We start from the raw sequence: 18412 nt of genomic DNA, 5'->3' as shown, positions 1-18412 counted from the left end.
GGGATAGGGGCAGGCCTCGCGGCCCGACCCCTCCCACATACATGGACGCCCCCGTTTTGCCAGGCCTTCACCACCATCAGGTTGGACAGGGGACTCACACCCCCAAGCTGTTGCGCATGCTCGGCGCACAATAGAAAAGCCCCGTCGCCGGGGCTTTCGTCTACTTCGTGCGATACCACCGCCATAGCTTCATGATCGCCACATACGCCAGCGCCGCAGCGATCAGTTCAATCGTCACCCACACCACGAAATACAAATCTTCGGGATCGCGGACACCAAGCCAGCGCGAAGCACCAAACCATGCGCGCGACTCGCTTTCTGTCCACTCATAATGGTACGGACGGACATAGAGCAGAGAGAGATAGCACAGGCCGATAAACAGGGCGACCTTGAACACCCTACGGGCAAGTGTTGCCATATGTGATGACCTCAATTGTTCCGTAGGCGAGAAGGCCCGAACTGCGCGCGGGGATTTTGACCGTGTGCAGCAGCGCGTTGCGGATTCTCATGAAATCGCTATGGCTCGGCAGCGTGATGCAGCCAAGCGAAATCCCGCGTCCGCCTGCCGGATGCAAACGGAACTGCCCGCGTTTGACGCCATTAATCCACGTCACATCATCGATCGTCCCATCATCACGATATAGCGCGAACCACTCACCGTGATTCGATGGGTGACCCATTGCTGCATTCCACTCATCTTTTGCCGATGCAAACACCTGAGAACGGATGCCGCCCGTGGGGCGGTCCACGATCCAGTATTTACCGGCAGGGAGCGGCCCATCATTAGGCACCATCGTGCAGCCGCCCCGATTGCGGTATTGATTGTTGCCTGAATACGCCTTGAATGTGCCGATGCCAAAAATGGTGATCGGTGATAGGGGCTCGTTATTCACGAGAAATTTGCCCGTGTAGGCCATGTGTCACGCCTCCTGATTGCGCTGGCTGCAGGTCATTGCGTCCTGCATAGGTTCCTCCCGTTGGTGAACCTTGACCGTAAGCGCGCGGGCCACTGGCGCGCTACAGGTCGATTCCGGATTTGCCGCCTTTTGCGCCGGGACAAAAAAGCGCCACGCGGGCGCGCAAAACCTTTGCATTACAGAAAAAGAGCCAGCAGAGCCGCCAGCTCAGCGGGAACGACATACCGGGCGGCGACGGTTCAATGCTAGGTGTATGTGCCGGGCGCAGGCTTCAGACGACTCCGAAAAGCCGGGGCGTGCGCGATGGTCGTCAACTCTCCTGGGCAAAAATAAAAAAGCCCCAGCAGATCTGTAGGGGCTCTTATCGATAAACATCCGGCGGCCAACTTCAACGGGTCAAATGACCTGCCTTCGCGGGTACTGATTCAATGCTTCGACTACTCCGATGACTCGCGGCGGCGGAACGCCTACGACACCCGCGTCGCCGGCGCCACACTACGCAGTGTCGTCGCCGTCGCCGGCAGATACTCCGGCACCCAGCGCCGCAGATCGCGCCGCACTTCGTCGTCGGCCGGCACGCGATGCTGCATCAGCCACGGCAGCAGATTGTCGATCAGGCTGTCCGGCACCTCGCGCGCCTGTGCGATGCGCAGCTTCGGGTGCGGCGTGCGCGTGGTGGTTTCGTCGTCCGCGAGCAGTTCTTCGTAAAGCTTCTCGCCCGGACGCAAACCCGTGAACACGACGCGAATCTGCTCTTCGGTGAAACCGTACAGGCGGATCAGATCGTGCGCGAGATCGGCGATTCGCACCGGCTTGCCCATGTCGAGAATGAAAATCTCGCCGCCGCGCCCCATGCTCGACGCCTGCAACACGAGTTGCGACGCCTCCGGAATCGTCATGAAGAAACGCGTGATTTCCGGATGCGTGACCGTCACCGGCCCGCCGCGCGCGATCTGCTCCTGGAACTTCGGAATCACGCTGCCCGCGCTGCCGAGCACGTTGCCGAAGCGCACCGTCTCGAACTGCGTGCGCCGCGCGCCCTGCTGCTGCAGCGCCGAGCACGCCATCTCCGCGAGCCGCTTGCTCGCGCCCATCACGTTGGTCGGGTTGACCGCCTTGTCGGTCGAGATCAGCACGAAATGCGCGACGTCGTGGCGGATCGCCGCGCGCGCGACGCGGTACGTGCCAAGCACGTTGTTGCGCACCGCCTGCCACGTGTTGACCTCTTCCATCAACGGCACATGCTTGTAGGCCGCCGCATGAAACACGATGTGCGGACAGTAGCGCGCCATCACCTGATCGAGCAGCAGCGAGTCCTTCACGTCGCCGACGATCGGCACCACCGACACTTCCGGATACTTGTCGCGCAGCTCTTCGTTCAGCCGATAGATCGAGAACTCGGAGATGTCGAACGCGACCAGTTGCACCGGACCGAAGCGCAGGATCTGCCGGCATAGCTCCGAGCCGATCGAGCCGCCCGCGCCCGTCACCATCACGACGCGGTTTTTCAGCAGCGCGGCGACGTGCTCGGTGTCGATCGTCACCGGGTCACGGCCGAGCAGGTCTTCGAGATCGATCTGCCGCACCCGCGACAGGAACGCCTGACCTTGCGTGAGCGGCGTGAGCGCGGGCAGCGTCATCGCGCGTACGCCGGCGCGCACGCACAGCGTGGCGATGCGCCGATGCGCCTCCACCGACGCCGACGGCACCGCGATGATCACATGCTCGACCTTCAGCTCCGTGCAGATTTTCTGCAGATCGCTGATCGCACCAACCACGCGATAGCCGTAGATTTCACGGCCCTGCTTGATCGGATCGTCGTCGAGCAGACCGACGAGGCGCCATTGGCCCGAGCGCTTCAGCTCGCGCACGAGGTTCGCGCCGGCATTGCCCGCGCCGAGCACGAGCACCGGCTTGCCCTGGCCGACCAGTCCGCCGTAGCGATAGAACTCCTTGGCCGCGCGATACAGCGCGCGTGAGCCGCCCATCGTCAGGAACAGCAGCATCGGCGACACGATCAGCACCGAGCGCGGCACGACCGGCGCCGGCTGCAACAGCGCCGAGCCGATCACGACGACGAGCGCGCCGACGCCGATCGCTTTCGCGATCCGCACGAGATCGGGCAGGCTCGCGAACACCCACATGCCGCGATAGAGGCCGTAGCTGCGGAACATCACCGCGTAGATCAGCAGCACCCACACGAGCGCATGCAGCCCGCTCGACCAGAACGGCGCGGGCACCGGTCCGTTGAACCGGATCACATAGGCCAGCAGCCAGGCCATTGCCACCGCGCACAGGTCGAACGCAAACGCACTGAACGAAAGCCATCTGGCTTTGAAGCTTTTCATTGCGCAGAACCTCAGATTGGCCCGGAACGGGACACATGGCGCCGCCAGCGGCGATCAATACACAGCCCCGCGACGACCAGCACGGCAGCCCATGCGACGACAACCAGCCATTGATACAGAAGAGCGAATTGTAGCGCCCAGATAGCAAGCATTATGCCCGCCGCCATGAACAGATACCAAATCCACGCGGTCGATGCGTGCCCGAAACCCGACTGCACCAGTCTTTGATAGTAGTGTTCACGATGCGCCTGCCAAAATTTTTCACCGCGCAGCAGGCGCTTGAGCAGCGTGACCGACGCATCGCCGATGAACGGCGCGAAGCACAGCGCCGGAAACCACACCGGCCATACACCCTCGCGCCACCCCCAATAGCCGAGCGCGCCGGCCAGAAAGCCGAGCGGGATCGAGCCGGCGTCACCGAGAAAGATGCGCGCCGGGTGAAAGTTGAACAGCAGAAAGCCCGCGGCCGCGCCTGTGACGATCAGGCTCGCCGTCGCGAGCGCCGGGTCCGCGTGCGACGACAGCGAGGCGGCCACCGCATAGCCGCCGAAGCCGAACAGCGCCATGCCGCCCGCGAGGCCGTCCGAGCCGTCCATGAAGTTGTAGAGATTGACGAGCCACACGAGCAGAACCGCCATGCACGCGAGCGCCCACCACGGCACGTCGGCCGGATAGACGGCGATCAGTGCCGCCACCGCCGCCGCATGACCGCCGAAGCGCACGCGTGCGGGCAGGCCACGTCGATCGTCGAACTGCGATAGCGCCGCGAGCAGCGCCGCGGCAAGCGCGGGCAGCCACAGCGACGGCGCCGCCAGCGCGATCAGCAGCACCGCGACCGGCACGATGCCCCACCCGCCGACGCGCGGCGTCGGGCGCGTGTGCAGCGAGCGGTCGTTGGGGATGTCGGTGGCGAGCCGCCACGCGAGGCCGGTGCGCAGCAGCGTCCAGAGGATCGCCGCGCAGGCCGCGAGCGCGGCGACGCCCCACGGCAGTAGAGAGACGACGGAAGAGGCGGAGTGTGCAGCGAGCGGCATCGATAGCGTTAGCGGTTCAGGTCGGAGTCAAGGCGGGTTCAACCCATGGTCAATGCGTTGAGCGATACCACGCCGCGGTTTCGAGCAGCCCATGCTCGACCGTATGCGGCGCAGACCAATTCAGACATTCGCGGATATGCGAACTGTCGACGCGCAGCTCGCCGGTCAATCGATCGATCTGCGCCGAGCGGCCGGTCAGGCGACCCGCGAGCCGCAGCAGGCTGGCCGGCACCGGCACGAGCCGCGCGGGCACGTGAAGCTGTGTGGCCAGCAGACGCGCGAGTTCCGGCACGCTGAGGTCGCGGCCGTCGGTCACATGGAAGGTTTCGCCGGCCGCGCGCGGATCGGTCGCGCAATGCACGAGCGCGTCCGCGAGGTTATCGACGAACACGAGGCTGCGCAGCGCGCTGAGCGCGCCGAGCGGCAACGGAATGCCTCTCGCGACCGCGTTCATCAGCTGCAGGAAGTTCGCGCGCACGCGCGGCCCGTAGACCAGCGGCGGCCGCACCACGACGACTTCGAGACCCGTCGAGCGGCCGTAGTCGAACAGCGCGCGCTCGGCTTCCAGTTTCGAGATGCCATACGCATCGGACGGCGCGGGCTGATCCGTTTCAGCGATCGGCCGGCCGCTGCTCGCCTCGCCCATCGCCTTGATGCTGCTGACGAACACGAAGCGCCTCGCGCCCGCGCGCCGCGCCGCGGCCGCGACGCGCAAGCTGCCCTCGACATTGGTCGCGCGATAGGCGGCGAGCGGCTCGGTCAGGGTCTCCCGCATCACGTGCACGCGCGACGCCAGATGGATCACCGCATCGCAAGTGAGCGCGACCGGCCAGCGCTGGTCGATGCCCGCAAAGTCTTCGGTATCGAGCAGCCATTCGCGCACGCCTTCGGCGGCCGTCTGCGGCCGGCGCACCACGCCAGTCACGCGATCGCCCCGCCGCAGCAACGCGCGGGACACCGCCTGGCCGACGAAGCCGTTGGCGCCGGTGACGAGGATCTGCAGACTCATCGCAATGCTCCGTCATGCACTTCGCGGCGCACGATTACGCCCACGCCATGCCGCGCGACCCACGCAAACAGACGATCGCCGTCAGGACTCGACGCGGCCGCAAACGGCGGGAAAGGCGGATCAGACACGATACAATCTGGCATCGGCGGTGCTTTCTCAGGAAGTCTGGCTGGGAACGTATTGTATTCGGGCCGTGATAATAAAACGGACCTGCGCCTGCTGGCGCGTCGTTCGTACACTTCGTAACAACTCAAACATATTCGCGCATGTGGAATTCGTGGTATCGATCCGACGTGCTCGACGACAGCACACGCCGGCCTGCTCGCTGGCCGTGCGATCAGGCCCCGGCCCGCGCACGGGCAAGTCCGCGCCTGAAGGCCGCGCAAGCGCGCGGCGAGCATCCACGTGAATGCCCCCGAAACCTGCCGGTCTCGCCGCCACGTTCGCGCGTTACGCGCAGCGGCGTGCCGCGACGTGCTGGTCTGAAGAAAAGAACTGTTTGAGCGACTAGAGTCCCACCTATGAAAGTGCTGTTCGCCACCTACCCGATGGCTTTCCATACCCCCGGCGGCGGAGAAATCCAATTGCTTGCGTATCACAAGCATCTGCCCGCGCATGGCGTCGACGTTACGCTGTTCGATCCGTGGAAGCCGCGTTTTCTAGAACACGACGTGGTGCATTTCTTCTCGTGCGTCGGTGGCTCGGTGCACTTCTGCAACTTCGTCAAGCAACTCGGCTTGCCGCTCGTCGTGTCGTCGAGTCTGTGGGTGACGGAGGAAACCAGGCATCTCTATCCGATCGGCGAGATCCACCATCAGTTCTCTCTCGCGGACCGCGTGGTCGCGAACTCCGAGATCGAATGCGACACGCTCGCTCGCATCTTCGATCTGCCGCGCGAGAAGTTCGCGAGCGTGTTGAACGGCGTCGAACAGAGCTTTTACGAGCCGGTCACGGCGGAGCCGTTTCGCTGTGAATCCGGCATCGAGGGCCGCTTCATCCTGAACATCGGCAACATCGAGCCGCGCAAGAACCAGCTCGCGCTGATCCGGGCGATGAAGTCGTTCCCCGACCTGAAGCTCGTCCTGATCGGCCATCAGCGCGATCCCGAGTATGCGAAGGCATGCTTCGACGAGGGTGGCGCGCAGGTCGTCTACGCCGGCACGCTGCCCCACGATTCGCCGCTGCTGCGCTCCGCCTACGCGGCCTGCGAAGCGTTCGTGCTGCCGAGCACGCTCGAAACGCCGGGGCTCGCCGCGCTCGAAGCGCATGCCGCCGGCGCCCGCATCGCGGTGACAAAAGTTGGCTCTACCCAAGAATATTTCGCGCAGCACGTTGCCTACCTGGATCCGTTCGACGTCGACAGCATCACCGGATCGATTCGCGCGGCGCTCGCGCAACCGCGCGGCGCTGCCGCTGCTCCGACGCGCGATCTGACCTGGCAGGCCGTCCTGTCGCCCTTGAAAGACCTCTACGATTCCCTGCTGACAAAATGAAGAACCTCGTCAAGACCTTCGAACTTCGTCCTCTGAACAACGTCGAGGCTTCCTCGAATCCTGAATTCGCGTGGAAGGCGACCAACAACGATCCGCAGTTCGAACTGACGGGCTCGGAATCGCTATCGAGGTGCGCGGCGCGTGTTTCGTTCGAACTCAAAACCGACGCGAGCGGCGCGTCGACCTGCATGCTTTACCTCGACGCAGGTTCGGGCATGTCCGAGCACAGCGCGATCGTCCTGCACGTCGACGCCAACGGCAAGGTCGAACAGGATGTCGCGTTCCCGGAACTTGCCGGCCCGGTGCGTTTCGACCCGATCGCGCTGCCGGCCTCGTTCTCCGTGTACGACCTGAAGATCGAACTGCTCGACGAGACGGAATGTTCGCCGGAGTTGCTGGCGCGCGCACGTCGGATGGCGGCGTGGCGTGGCGGTCCGTTGCAGCCCACCGCGCCGATCGTCGGGGAGTCCTATCAGGAATGGCTCGACGCTCACGAGCCGCCGGCTTCCATCTATCCGCAACTGCGCGAACGCTCGAAAATGTTCACGCTGCAGCCGAAGGTCAGCATTCTGATGCCGACGTACAACACGCCGGAGAAATGGCTGCGCAAGGCCCTCGACTCGGTGATCGACCAGGTCTACGAGAACTGGGAAATCTGCGTCGCCGACGACTGCTCGACGAAGCCTGAGGTCAGATTCGTGCTTGATGAATACGTGGCCCGCTGTCCGGACCAGATCAAGGTCGCCTATCGCACGACGAACGGCCACATCAGCGAATCGAGCAATACGGCGCTTGAGCTGGTGAGCGGCGAATTCGTCGGTTTGCTCGACCACGACGACGAACTGCATCCGCTCGCGCTGTACTGCATGGTCGAAATGATCAACGCGCATCCGGACGCGGCGCTGATCTATAGCGACGAAGACAAGGTGTCGGAGGAAGGCGCCCGATCGGAGCCTTACTTCAAATCGGACTTCAACTACGACCTGTTTCTCGGACAGAACATGATCTCGCACTTCGGCGTGTACCGCACGTCGGTGATCAGGGAGATCGGCGGTTTCCGTACCGGCTTCGAAGGCTCGCAGGACTATGATCTCGCGCTGCGCGTGCTCGATCGGGCCGGACCCAACGCGATCTATCACGTGCCGCGTCCGCTCTATCACTGGCGCATCATTCCCGAAAGCACGGCGAGCGGCCATGAAGCCAAGCCGTACGCGCATGTCGCGGCGATGAAAGCGATCGACGAGCATCTCGCACGCAACCAGATCAACGCGCATGTGATCCACGCACCGGGCACGCACGCGTTCAACAAGGTCGTATATGCGCTGCCGGACGCGCTGCCTTCGGTCGAAATCATTATCCCGACGCGCGACTCCGCGGATCTGGTCGAACAATGTGTCGAATCGGTGCGCAAGAAGTCCAGCTATTCGAACTTCCGCATCACGATCATCGACAACGGTTCGGTGAAGCAGGAAACGCACGACCTGTTCGCGCGTCTGCAGACGGACGAGCGCATCAAGGTCGTGCGCGACGATTCGCCGTTCAACTACTCGGCGCTGAACAATCGCGTCGCGCTTGCAAGCACGGCGGACTTCGTCTGTCTGATGAACAACGACATCGAAGTAATCAACCCCGACTGGCTCGAAGAAATGGTTTCAGTGGGGTTGCAGAAGGACGTGGGCGCGGTGGGAGCGAAGCTGCTTTACCCCGACGATACGATCCAGCACGCCGGTGTCGTGCTCGGCGTGGGCGGCATCGCAAGTCACGCTCATAAGCACTTCCCCAACACGCTGGCGGGCTATTTCGCGCGCGCGCGTCTGCGCAACGTGATGTGCGCGGTGACCGCCGCGTGCCTGCTGATCCGCCAGTCGATCTACAAGGAAGTCGGCGGCCTCGACGAACAGTTACACGTCGCTTACAACGACATCGATTTTTGCCTGCGTGTGCGGCAAGCGGGCTACCGCAATGTGTGGACGCCCTACGCGGAGCTTTATCATCACGAATCGGCAACCCGCGGCGCCGAAGACACACCGGAAAAAATCAGCCGCTTCAACCAGGAATCTGAGTTGGTCAGACAGCGCTGGGGGCATCTGTTGATGAACGATCCCTGCTATTCACCCAATCTGACACTGACTGCCGACGATTTTTCCTTTGCTTGGCCTTCAAGGATTGCAAATCTTGTTTAATCTGGGACCCAAAAAAAACAAGACCGGATGGCTGGCGGAGTACCGCCATCCATCGCCGGGGGAACTGTTCTGCCTGCCAAGCGCGATCTACTTTCTGATGAAGTTCAGAGCCGATCTCGCGCGCTTCAATTCCAAAGTGCTGGATGACCGCGTCACGCTGTATTTCTGGTGGGAAATGTCGGCGCGCGAAACGTATCCGGACTTCAACTGGGTGCTGCGACAGGAAGACCTCGAATATTTGCGTCAGCTGGACAACGACACGCTGATCGAGCGGCATCCGGACGCCGTCACGTACTGGCTCGGCTCGACCAAACCGAGCGTTCTCGATGCGAAGCATCTGAGCGAGACGCTGCACGAGCCCGTCACCGTGCTCGAAGAAGCCGGCCTGCAATTGCCGACGCTGATGACGACGATCGTGCGCAATCGCGGCGATCTGTTCCAGGCATTCAACCTGAACACGCTGACCGGCTATCTGAACTGCCTCGACTGGTGGGAGCAGTACGGCCAGGTCACCTGCCCGCGCGTGACGTGGCGTCCGCCGATCGCGTGGCCCGGGCTGCTGGAACCGATCGACGCGCCCGACTCCAGCGCGATGCCGTTTCCGCGCTTCCTCGCGCTGATCACGACCGAGCGGCCCGATCTGCGCAGCGCGTTCAATCTGAACAGCTTCACCTCGCGGCTCAATGCGCTCAGCTGGTGGGAAGACCACGGCCAGCGCGAGTATCCGCGCATCAAGTGGTCGCAGCCGCCGATCGGCGGCTTCATGCTCGAGCCCGAAGCGCCGCCCGCGGACGGTGGCCCTTACGTGCCGCGCTTCCTGAGCGAGATCTACAAGGACCGGCCGGACCTGCAGGCGACCTTCACGCTGCAGTCCTTCCGCGGGCGGCTCAGCTGTCTGTCGTGGTGGATCGAACACGGCCAGCATCAGTACCACGCGATCAAATGGGTGCCGCCCACGCCCTCCGCCGTGATGTTCGAGCCCGAATTTGGCTCGCACGCCGACTGGCTACCGGTGCCGCGCTTCCTGCGGCTGCTGCACGGTGAGCGCCGGGACCTGCAGGAGCTCTGCTCGCTCGACAGCTTCACCGGGCGCCTGAAGTGCCTGTCGTGGTGGATCGAGCATGGGCAGCATCAGTATCCGGCGATTCACTGGGGCATCCCGCCGTTGCCCGACACCCTGTTCAGGATGGAAGCCGGCGAGCAAGGCGCGCTGCCGCTGCTGCCGCGCTTTCTGCCGCTGATCTGGAACGAGCGGCCCGACCTGCAGGCGTCGTTCAACCTGAGCAGCTTCCGCGAGCGGCTCGCGTTCATTTCGTGGTGGGAAAAGCACGGGCACAGCGAGTACTACGCGATCGAATGGTCGCCGACGCATCTCGCCGAAGAACGCGAGGGCGAATGGGTGCCGCCCACCACACCCGCGCTGATGTTCGAGCCCGAATGGGGCACGCACGCCGACTGGCTGCCGGTGCCGCGCTTCCTGCGGCTGTTGCATGACGAGCGCCAGGATCTGCAGGAGCTCTGCTCGCTCGACACCTTCACCGGGCGTCTGAAGTGCCTGTCGTGGTGGATCGAACACGGGCAGCACCAGTATCCGGCGCTTCACTGGGCCATCCCGCCGTTGCCCGACAGCCTGTTCGGCGCGCAAGCCGGCGAGCAAGGCGCGCTGCCGCTGCTGCCGCGCTTTCTGCTGCTGATCTGGAACGAGCGGCCCGACCTGCAGGCATCGTTCAACCTGAACAGCTTCAGCGAACGGCTCGGCTTCATCTCGTGGTGGGACAAGCACGGGCACGACGAGTACTACGCGATCAAATGGACGCCGACTCATCTGGCCGAAGAGCTCGCGAGAATCGACGACGAGCAGCCGGCGGACGACACCTTGCTGCCGCGCTTCCTGACGATGATCGCGAATGACCGCCCGGATCTGCGCGAAGTGTACGACCTGAATACCGCGGATGGCCGCGACCAGCTCGTGCGCTGGTGGAACGAATGGGCGTCGAGCGAATACCCGCTGGTCGGCTCGCTGAAGGTGCGCTGGACCGACAGCGCCGACGACGAAGCCGATGACGACGCGCACGAGCCCGCGCGCTATCACGCGCGCGTCGAAGGCATCGGCTACGACTTCGGCGTCAACATCATCGGCTTCCCGCAAGGCGTGCTCGGCCTCGGCGAAGACGCGCGCATGGCCGCCCGCGTACTGCAACTGTCGTCGACGCCGGTCACGCTGCTCAATGCACCGATGGCGGGACCCGCGCGCCTCGAACACTCGGTCGATCATCTGATCAGCGACGAGCTCAAGTACAACATCAGCCTGATCTGCCTGCCGGCGCCCGAAATGGTGCGGCTCGCGCTGGAAGGCGGCCGCAGCCTGATCGACGCGCCCACGCACAAGATCGGCGCATGGCCATGGGAACTGCCCCACTGGCCGAACGCATTCGGCAACGTGCATCAGATGGTCGACGAAATCTGGGCGCAGAGCCGCTTCGTGCAGAGCGTCTACAGCCGGCTCGGCAACACGCCGGTCTACCAGATGCCGATGGCGGTCGAGGTCCCCGCGCCGCTCGAGCCGAAGCGAGAGCGCTTTGGCCTGCCGGCCAACGAGTTCCTGTTCTACCTGATGTTCGACGGCAACTCGTGGCTGAGCCGCAAGAATCCGCTCGCCGGCGTGCAGGCGTTCAAGCAGGCGTTCGGCGAGAGCTCCCCGGGCGTCGGGCTCGTCATCAAGGCGATGAACGTGCGCGACGACGACCCGGTGTGGCGCGCCGTGCTCGACCTTGTCGCGGGCGATAGCCGCATTCACATCGTGTCCGAGCGCCTGAGCCGCCAGGACTCGACCGACTTCATGGCCTGCTGCGACGCCTACATTTCGCTGCACCGTAGCGAAGGCTTCGGCCGCGTGATCGCGGAGGCGATGGCGTTGGGGCAGCCGGTCGTGGTCACGAACTTCTCGGGCAACGTCGACTTTTGCGAACCCGACACCGCGTTCCTCGTGGATGGCGAACTCGTGCCGCTGCGCCCCGGCGACTACCTGTTCGCCGAAGGTCAGTACTGGTGCGATCCGGAGGTATCGATCGCGGCGGAACAGCTCAAACGCATGATCGACGATGCGCCACTCCGTGAGCGCATCGCACTGGCGGGGAAGGCGCGCATCGAGCGCGACTACTCAGTTGAGGCAGTCGCACGCGCGTATGCGCGACGGTTGAACGACATTGCGGAGGCGAAGACGATATGACGCTGCGGGTATGTGCTCCGGACATTTTCTCGGGCGATGCGGTGGGTAACCACTGCATCGGTTTCGTACGCATGGCTGAACGTCTCGGCATGAGGGCCGAGCTGTATGCAAGCGGTTTCGAGGAGGGAACGAATGGAGTGCGCCCGCTTGACGCATTATTCGAAGAGGTCGCTCGCGACGATGTGGTTCTGCTGAGTTACTCGATCTACGATCCGTATCTCGAGCGGATACTCGCGCTCGATTGCAGGAAGATCTGCTACATCCACGGCGTGACGGACCCGCAGTTGCTGCGCGCGCTCGAACCGCGCACCGCACAGTTGTGCGAGAAGGCACTCGCGCAACTGCCGCTGCTCGCGCACTTCGACACCGTCGTCGCGAATTCGCGCAGCACGGCGGCGAGCCTCGCCGGCATCGTCGCGGCGGACGCCATCAAGGTCGTACCGCCGATCTTTCCCGACATGTACGTGTTCCGGCGCGAAGGACCGCGCAAGGGCCGCAAGCGCCCTGAGCCGAATCTGCTGATGGTGGGCCGCGTGGTGCCGCATAAACGCATCGAGGACGGCATCGAGATTCTGTCGCTGCTGAAGCAGCGTGATTTCGGCGCGACGCTGAGCATCGTCGGCAGCACGCCGAACTACGATTACCTGAAATTTCTGATCAATCACGCGCGGCGTCTCGGCGTGCTCGAGCAGGTCGACTTCAAGGGCATGCTCGACGACGCCGATCTGTTCGAGTGCTACGAATCCACCCACGCGTTGCTCGCGACGAGCCGCCACGAGGGCTTCTGCGTGCCGGTGCTCGAAGCGATGCATTACGGCAAGCCCGTATTCGTGCGTGGCGGCACGGCCGCTCAGGAGATTTGCCCGCCCGACTGCGTGTTCGACGCCCATGCCGAACTCGCCGCCTGGATACCCGTGATCACGCAGCGCCTCGGCCAGACCCACGGCCGCTGTCCGATCGACACGGCCTTCGTCAAACACGCCGACGGTGTGCTGCAACGTGCCAGCGACGAGGTATGGCGCAACATCTTCATCGGCGCCGGGGTCGGCATGGCGGCCGCGTCGACGCATGCGCGCGCAGGTACGGCGGCCGTTTCGCTGAAAAGAGATCGATAGTCAGCGCCGCCGCTCACCAACGCATCCCGGCGCCCATCGGCGCGATCCAACCCGATCGCGCCGCCTCACTCGTTCGCTGGCGGCTTGCCGGTCCTGTCGAAGTCGATCGGTTGCCCCGTATGCGGGTGCGGCGTGAACGAGAAATGCGCGCGCACGTACTTCTGCCATAGCGTGCACAGCAAGTCCATCAACGCAATCTGCTCGGGCGGAAAGACCGGCGCGCGATCCGCCGCGTCGATCGGTTTTTGCATGTAGCGCACGATGTCTTTTTCGAAATCGCTGACGCAATAGTCCAGCACCTGATCGCCTTCGATCGGATAGGCCGCCACCTTCAGTTCGGGATGCAGCGACAGATACGTGCTGAACAGACGCTCGGCAACGAATGGCAGGAACGGTGCGTCGTCCGAGTGGATCGTGGGCTCCAGCACCCCGCGCGCGGCCTCGGTGCCGCTCTGCGTTTCGAGGAACGTGGCAATCGGCTCAAGCACCTTGCCGACGTAGCTTTCCCAGAACGACTGCGAACCGACCCAGAAATTGCAATAGCACAGCGTGTGCGGCGACTGACGGGGCGCCTCACGCAGATTCCACGCGATGCCGCAGGCGTCGAGCAGTTGCTGGCTGCGCTCGACGAGTCCCGGATGCGCATGCTCGCCCTGCATCCACGCGGTGTACGAGAAATACGCGAGTTGCGGAAACGGATTGATCATCCAGACGTCGGCGTCGGCATTGGCCTGCACGAACTCCAGAAACCGGCTGCCGTCCATGCGCGCCTTCAGCGCGAACTTCGGCGAAAAAAGACCGGTGATCTGCTGCTGCCGATGCATGCCCTTGCGGTACATGTCGACGAGAATATAAAACTCGCGCCACGCGGCGTGCGCGTTATCGCGCAGTTCGAGCGGATGAAAAGCCTGTTCGGACAGGACCTGTCCCGGCGCGTAAAGTGGCTCGAAGATCTTGATCGATGCACTCATGACAGCCCTGCGATCTGCAGATAATAGTTTCCGGTATGCACGTTGCGCCGGAACAGCGTGAGCGATGCATTCGGCACCAGCACGTTGGGAAAGCGGGACAACGGCACGTTCAGCAGGTATTGCGAGATCACCGAGATCGGTCCCGCGTGACACACGGCGGCGATCAGGCCAGGCTGCTCAGCGTGCCGCAGCACCTCCTCCTCGAGCCAGTTCACCGAACGCGCGGCCAGTTCGAGATGCGACTCGCCGCCCTCGTAACGGTCCGACAGATGTTTGCCCCAGTCGGGAAACGCCAGACGAAAATCTTCGGCCTTCCAGGTCGCGAACCGCCCCGCATTGGTTTCGCCGAGACGGGCGTCGACGGTCCAGTCGCTGTTGTCCTTGAACAGCACTTCAGTGGTCTGCAACGCGCGCCGCCAAGGGCTCGAAAAAACGCGGTCGGGCGCGAAACCGTGACTTTCCATCAGCGTGCGTAGCTTCGCGGCCTGCTGCAGGCCATGCTCGGTCAACTCGTCCTGCTCGGTCGAGTTCAACAGGCCAGCCACGTTGGCGTGCGATTGGCCGTGGCGAATCAGAAGAAGATCCATAGGTGTTAGCTGCTTTAAGGCTTGGGGTCGGGCAAGGCCTTCAGGAACATCGACGAAATGCGTCGCACGCTGAAACGGTCGAACACGTCGGCGTAGGCATTGCGGCGGATCGACTGGCGAAGCTGCGGGTCGCCCAGCATGTCCTCCAGCGCTCGTGCCCAGCTCTCGGCCGTGTTCGACGCAATGTATCCCGTCTCACGATGTTTGACGTTCTCGCGGTAGGTCGGGCAATCCGAATAGATGCTCGGGATGCCGAGGCTGCCGTAGTCCGCGTATTTGATCGGCGACTTGCACGAGTTGAAAAACAGCGTCTCCGGATCCTCTTCGGCGCCGAGCGGCACGATCGCGAACGTGTAGCCTTCGTCGCGAATGGTCTTCTTGTATTCGAGGTTGCCGCGGCTGCCGCGATGCGTCATGCGGGCAATCGTATTGAGCTCCGGAAACGGATCGCCCCAAAAGTCGATCGACACGTTTTCGTGGCGCGCGAGAAAACTGCGCAAGGTGCCGAAAAACTCCTTGCGAAAGCTCACGAGCTTGATGCCGTCGAGATTGGAGAAGATGATCTTCGGCGGCTGGGTTTCAGTCCACAGTTCCGGCGACAGGTCGAACGCCTGATCGTCGAAACCGTTCGGGATGATCAGCACGTCGTCCGAGCGCCGCACTTTGCGCATGCGCTCCTGCAACAGCGAGTTCGACGCCGTGGCCGCGCTCGCCTCGCGAATCATCGCGAGCACGTTGTAGAGCACGTCCTCGTTCATTTCGAGCACGCTCCACGACGGCAGATCGAGCAGCCAGTCGTCGAGATCGTAAATCGTATGAAGACCGAGTTCGTTGGCCATCCGCATGATCTTCAGCGACAGATTCGACACGTGCTTGTTGAACAGCACGACGTCGAAGCGATGCAGATGGCTGACGCCAACGTCCGCCTCCGAGATCTGCTCCCACTCGATCAACTGATGGCGCTGCATGTACGAAAGCAAAGGCGCGAAGCGCGCGCCGATGGTGCGCGAATTCATTCGCCCATCGGTCATGGAGCGCCGCTGAACGACGAGCAGTCGGGGAATCTTAGTAATTTGTGAGGCCGGCATCGATCAGGTGTCTGATTAGGTCTGCTGCTACCGTGCTCGACGAGTGCCGTGCATAGACGCGTTCGTAGTTACTTTCAATCTTTTCGTCCCTGTCCGGGTCGGTCAGGGCAGCCTGAATGGCGGGAACGATGTCCGGCGCGCGGGTGGAAGCCGCGTACCAGACATTGTCGTCGAAGTGCTCGCGCTGCCAATCCCCATCAACCATGACGAGGGGCTGCTTCACGAACGCGCCTTCGAGGCACGAGCGCCCGGGCGGATCGAGGCTCGGCTCCGCCACTACCATCGCGCTGGCGAGCGCGGAGCGCAACAGCGCGCTGCAGGGCTGGATGAATGGCAGGAAATGAATCCCCCGACGCGCTTCGCGAACGCACTGCCGGTAATACTCCTCGTCCCTGAAACCGCCGACCATCAAGCCGTTCATGTCGAGCTGGTTCAGTGCGCGGATCAGTTCGAGCTGATTCTTGATCGGCTCGATCAAGCCGAGGCACAGCACGTAGTCCGAGACGTCGCAGACCGTGGGGAGCAAATCCTTGTCGGCCGGCAGCAGGAACCGGTCGGATATGCCGGAGCCCACCACCACGCATTTACCTGGATCGACCGTGATGTACCTGTTGAAGTGCGCGAGTTCGGCGGAGGACTTGAACAGTAGCCGCTCGGCACGCTGCACGAACGCCTCGATGCGGCTGATTTCCGCCGGGTCGGGCGCGCTCAACCACCAGACGTTCGGCCACAGGAACAGCTTCTTGCCCTGATTCACCGTTTCGCGAACGATCGCTTCGCCGTCCGCATGGACGGAGAAGTGCATCACCGCGTCGTAAAAGCGTAGCGGCCGGCTGCGAATGCCGTAAATGTCGGCCTGTACGTCCGAATCGTTGAGAAGTTCGGCGACCTGCACGAGTTCCGACTCGCCACCACCGCTCGTCATGAACGCGGTACTGTGAGTGGTCAGGAGAATTTTAAAATGCATATTGCGGGCTCCGTCCCGAATCGTGGGCGCTGGCGCCGTCCGCCGGACGGTGCGGAATTCACGCGTTCGCGCGACCTGTGAAACAGGCGCGGACTATTATCGGCAGGGGCTCGATTTTACGCCAAATCGTAACGCAGACGATCGCCCGCGAGCGACGCGCAGAGCACCCTGTTGCATGCTTTCGTCGGCTTACGTGGCTTACGAAACGATGACCGCCCCGCCCTCTTCTGGCGCGCACTCGCGACTCACGCGCGGTATCCACGGAAAACGGACGGCACATGACCCTTGGCATCGCGGCTGTGCCGATTGCTATGACGAATAATTTGTAAGTAACGGTAAATGCGGGCTCATGTCGGAACATCAGGAAATGTTGGACGTGCAGAATACTGAGGGTACGATAGACTGGCCGGCCGGGAGGGCCGGCTCGCCAGCCAGTCGGCATATCGGTATGAATTCGCTGTTCTGTCATGGCTTTTCGCAAATTCTTTCAAGCGGAGCAACAAGATGTCGGCATCGCCCGAGCTTCTCGATTCACTTGCCGCGCAGCATCCCGAGATTGCAGAACTGATCGCTGAACGGGACAAGTATCGCGACGCGCTTCAGGTCAATATTCCGCACTTTTCGAATCTCGGCGACGTGCCTCCAGGCCACTACTATTCGCCGATCCCGTCGATCCCCGACATCAAACAGAATGAAGCACGGCTTTTCGGTAACGTCTCGCGCACGCTGCCCGGCATCGAGTTCAACGAAGAGGCGCAGGTGCGGCTCGTCGGCGAGTTCGCCGACAAGTACTACGGCGAAATGCCGTTCAAGCCGCACAAGAAAGACGGCCTGCGCTTCTACTTCGAGAACGTGATGTTCTCGTATGGCGACGCGACGTCGCTGTACTGCATGATTCGCCACCTGCGGCCGCGCCGCATCGTCGAGATCGGCTCGGGTTTTTCGTCCGCCGTTTCGCTCGATACCAACGACCTGTTCTTCGACGGCCAGATCCAGTGCACCTTCGTCGAACCGAACAATGAACGCTTGCTGTCGTTGCTGACCGAGAAAGACAAGGTCACCTCGAAGATCGTCAAGTCGCTCGCGCAGGACGTCGACCTGTCCGTATTCGCGGAGCTCGAAGCGAACGACATACTGTTCGTCGATTCGTCGCACGTGAGCAAGATCGGCAGCGACGTGAACCGCATCGTCTTCGAGATACTGCCGATCCTCGCGCCCGGCGTGCACATACACTTTCACGACGTGTTCCTGCCGCTCGAATACCCGCCGCAGTGGATCTACGAAGGCCGCGCGTGGAACGAAGCCTATCTGCTGCGCGCCTTCCTCCAGTACAACAGCGCGTTCGAAGTTGTCCTGATGAATACGTTCATGGGACACTTCCATGCGGACCTGATGAACGCGCGGATGCCGCTCTTCATGCGCAATCCCGGCGCGAGCTTCTGGATTCGAAAGACACGTTAGGCGCCGCGGC

General features: G+C 62.9%; 14 protein-coding genes. 5 read left to right on the top strand and 9 right to left on the bottom strand.

What is annotated here, in order from left to right:
• Positions 1-160 precede the first annotated feature (160 nt).
• The 5 genes from OKW27_RS32290 to OKW27_RS32270 all read right to left on the bottom strand — a co-directional run bounded on the left by OKW27_RS32290 (position 161) and on the right by OKW27_RS32270 (position 5308).
• Positions 161-418 carry a hypothetical protein gene (locus OKW27_RS32290; protein WP_184045459.1) on the bottom strand — a complete coding sequence of 86 codons (258 nt, stop codon included), beginning with the start codon at positions 416-418 and terminating at the stop codon, positions 161-163.
• Complete coding sequence (locus OKW27_RS32285) at positions 399-917, bottom strand: DUF2778 domain-containing protein (RefSeq protein ID WP_429335863.1); 519 nt, start codon at positions 915-917, stop codon at positions 399-401. Before OKW27_RS32285 ends, OKW27_RS32290 begins: the two co-directional genes overlap by 20 nt.
• A gap of 467 nt (positions 918-1384) precedes the next feature.
• Positions 1385-3265 (bottom strand): polysaccharide biosynthesis protein, encoded by a 1881-nt coding sequence (locus OKW27_RS32280; RefSeq protein ID WP_429335862.1) that lies wholly within the window; start codon positions 3263-3265, stop codon positions 1385-1387.
• Positions 3266-3276: 11 nt separating this feature from the next.
• Complete coding sequence (locus tag OKW27_RS32275; protein WP_429335861.1) at positions 3277-4299, bottom strand: MraY family glycosyltransferase; 1023 nt, start codon at positions 4297-4299, stop codon at positions 3277-3279.
• A 49-nt stretch (positions 4300-4348) separates the two neighbouring features.
• Positions 4349-5308, bottom strand: coding sequence for an NAD-dependent epimerase/dehydratase family protein (locus OKW27_RS32270; RefSeq protein ID WP_090803328.1), 960 nt, complete (start codon positions 5306-5308; stop codon positions 4349-4351).
• Positions 5309-5829: 521 nt separating this feature from the next.
• Between OKW27_RS32270 and OKW27_RS32265 the strand changes: the two genes are divergently transcribed.
• The 4 genes from OKW27_RS32265 to OKW27_RS32250 are packed head-to-tail and all read left to right on the top strand — an operon-like array spanning position 5830 to position 13328.
• Positions 5830-6801 (top strand): glycosyltransferase, encoded by a 972-nt coding sequence (locus OKW27_RS32265; RefSeq protein ID WP_429335860.1) that lies wholly within the window; start codon positions 5830-5832, stop codon positions 6799-6801.
• Positions 6798-8984 (top strand): glycosyltransferase family 2 protein, encoded by a 2187-nt coding sequence (locus OKW27_RS32260; protein ID WP_429335859.1) that lies wholly within the window; start codon positions 6798-6800, stop codon positions 8982-8984. Before OKW27_RS32265 ends, OKW27_RS32260 begins: the two co-directional genes overlap by 4 nt.
• Positions 8977-12213, top strand: coding sequence for a glycosyltransferase family 4 protein (locus OKW27_RS32255; RefSeq protein ID WP_429335858.1), 3237 nt, complete (start codon positions 8977-8979; stop codon positions 12211-12213). The genes OKW27_RS32260 and OKW27_RS32255 overlap by 8 nt, the downstream gene beginning before the upstream one ends.
• Positions 12210-13328, top strand: a complete 1119-nt coding sequence (locus OKW27_RS32250; RefSeq protein WP_429335857.1) for a glycosyltransferase — start codon at positions 12210-12212, stop codon at positions 13326-13328. The genes OKW27_RS32255 and OKW27_RS32250 overlap by 4 nt, the downstream gene beginning before the upstream one ends.
• A gap of 65 nt (positions 13329-13393) precedes the next feature.
• On the opposite strand, the gene OKW27_RS32245 is transcribed toward OKW27_RS32250, so the two are convergent.
• Genes OKW27_RS32245 through OKW27_RS32230 form a run of 4 tightly spaced genes read right to left on the bottom strand, consistent with a single transcriptional unit; the run spans position 13394 to position 16941 of the window.
• A complete protein-coding gene (locus OKW27_RS32245) occupies positions 13394-14299 on the bottom strand; it encodes a hypothetical protein (protein WP_429335856.1) in 906 nt (301 codons plus the stop codon).
• Positions 14296-14886, bottom strand: coding sequence for a histidine phosphatase family protein (locus OKW27_RS32240; protein WP_184038546.1), 591 nt, complete (start codon positions 14884-14886; stop codon positions 14296-14298). Before OKW27_RS32240 ends, OKW27_RS32245 begins: the two co-directional genes overlap by 4 nt.
• Before the next feature lie 14 nt (positions 14887-14900).
• A complete protein-coding gene (locus OKW27_RS32235; protein ID WP_429335855.1) occupies positions 14901-15902 on the bottom strand; it encodes a glycosyltransferase in 1002 nt (333 codons plus the stop codon).
• A 49-nt stretch (positions 15903-15951) separates the two neighbouring features.
• The gene (locus OKW27_RS32230) at positions 15952-16941 is read right to left on the bottom strand and encodes a glycosyltransferase family 4 protein (protein ID WP_184045969.1); all 990 of its coding nucleotides are present in this window, start codon (positions 16939-16941) and stop codon (positions 15952-15954) included.
• Between the two features lie 504 nt (positions 16942-17445).
• On the opposite strand from OKW27_RS32230, the gene OKW27_RS32225 reads away from it, so the two are divergent.
• On the top strand, positions 17446-18402 hold the full coding sequence (locus tag OKW27_RS32225; RefSeq protein WP_429335854.1) for a class I SAM-dependent methyltransferase: 957 nt from the start codon (positions 17446-17448) through the stop codon (positions 18400-18402).
• Positions 18403-18412 lie beyond the last annotated feature (10 nt).

The sequence above is a fragment of the Paraburkholderia sp. 35.1 genome, from assembly GCF_050436525.1.
GTDB classification, from domain to species: domain Bacteria; phylum Pseudomonadota; class Gammaproteobacteria; order Burkholderiales; family Burkholderiaceae; genus Paraburkholderia; species Paraburkholderia tuberum.
This window is presented reverse-complemented; position numbering and strand designations above follow the sequence as displayed.

Excerpts from the sequence above, each read along its gene's own strand:
- OKW27_RS32290 (WP_184045459.1), bottom strand. The coding sequence starts at position 418 with ATGGCAACACTTGCCCGTAGGGTGTTCAAGGTCGCCCTGTTTATCGGC.
- OKW27_RS32285 (WP_429335863.1), bottom strand. The coding sequence starts at position 917 with ATGGCCTACACGGGCAAATTTCTCGTGAATAACGAGCCCCTATCACCG.
- OKW27_RS32280 (WP_429335862.1), bottom strand. The coding sequence starts at position 3,265 with ATGAAAAGCTTCAAAGCCAGATGGCTTTCGTTCAGTGCGTTTGCGTTC.
- OKW27_RS32275 (WP_429335861.1), bottom strand. The coding sequence starts at position 4,299 with ATGCCGCTCGCTGCACACTCCGCCTCTTCCGTCGTCTCTCTACTGCCG.
- OKW27_RS32270 (WP_090803328.1), bottom strand. The coding sequence starts at position 5,308 with ATGAGTCTGCAGATCCTCGTCACCGGCGCCAACGGCTTCGTCGGCCAG.
- OKW27_RS32265 (WP_429335860.1), top strand. The coding sequence starts at position 5,830 with ATGAAAGTGCTGTTCGCCACCTACCCGATGGCTTTCCATACCCCCGGC.
- OKW27_RS32260 (WP_429335859.1), top strand. The coding sequence starts at position 6,798 with ATGAAGAACCTCGTCAAGACCTTCGAACTTCGTCCTCTGAACAACGTC.
- OKW27_RS32250 (WP_429335857.1), top strand. The coding sequence starts at position 12,210 with ATGACGCTGCGGGTATGTGCTCCGGACATTTTCTCGGGCGATGCGGTG.
- OKW27_RS32245 (WP_429335856.1), bottom strand. The coding sequence starts at position 14,299 with ATGAGTGCATCGATCAAGATCTTCGAGCCACTTTACGCGCCGGGACAG.
- OKW27_RS32240 (WP_184038546.1), bottom strand. The coding sequence starts at position 14,886 with ATGGATCTTCTTCTGATTCGCCACGGCCAATCGCACGCCAACGTGGCT.
- OKW27_RS32235 (WP_429335855.1), bottom strand. The coding sequence starts at position 15,902 with ATGAATTCGCGCACCATCGGCGCGCGCTTCGCGCCTTTGCTTTCGTAC.
- OKW27_RS32230 (WP_184045969.1), bottom strand. The coding sequence starts at position 16,941 with ATGCATTTTAAAATTCTCCTGACCACTCACAGTACCGCGTTCATGACG.
- OKW27_RS32225 (WP_429335854.1), top strand. The coding sequence starts at position 17,446 with ATGTCGGCATCGCCCGAGCTTCTCGATTCACTTGCCGCGCAGCATCCC.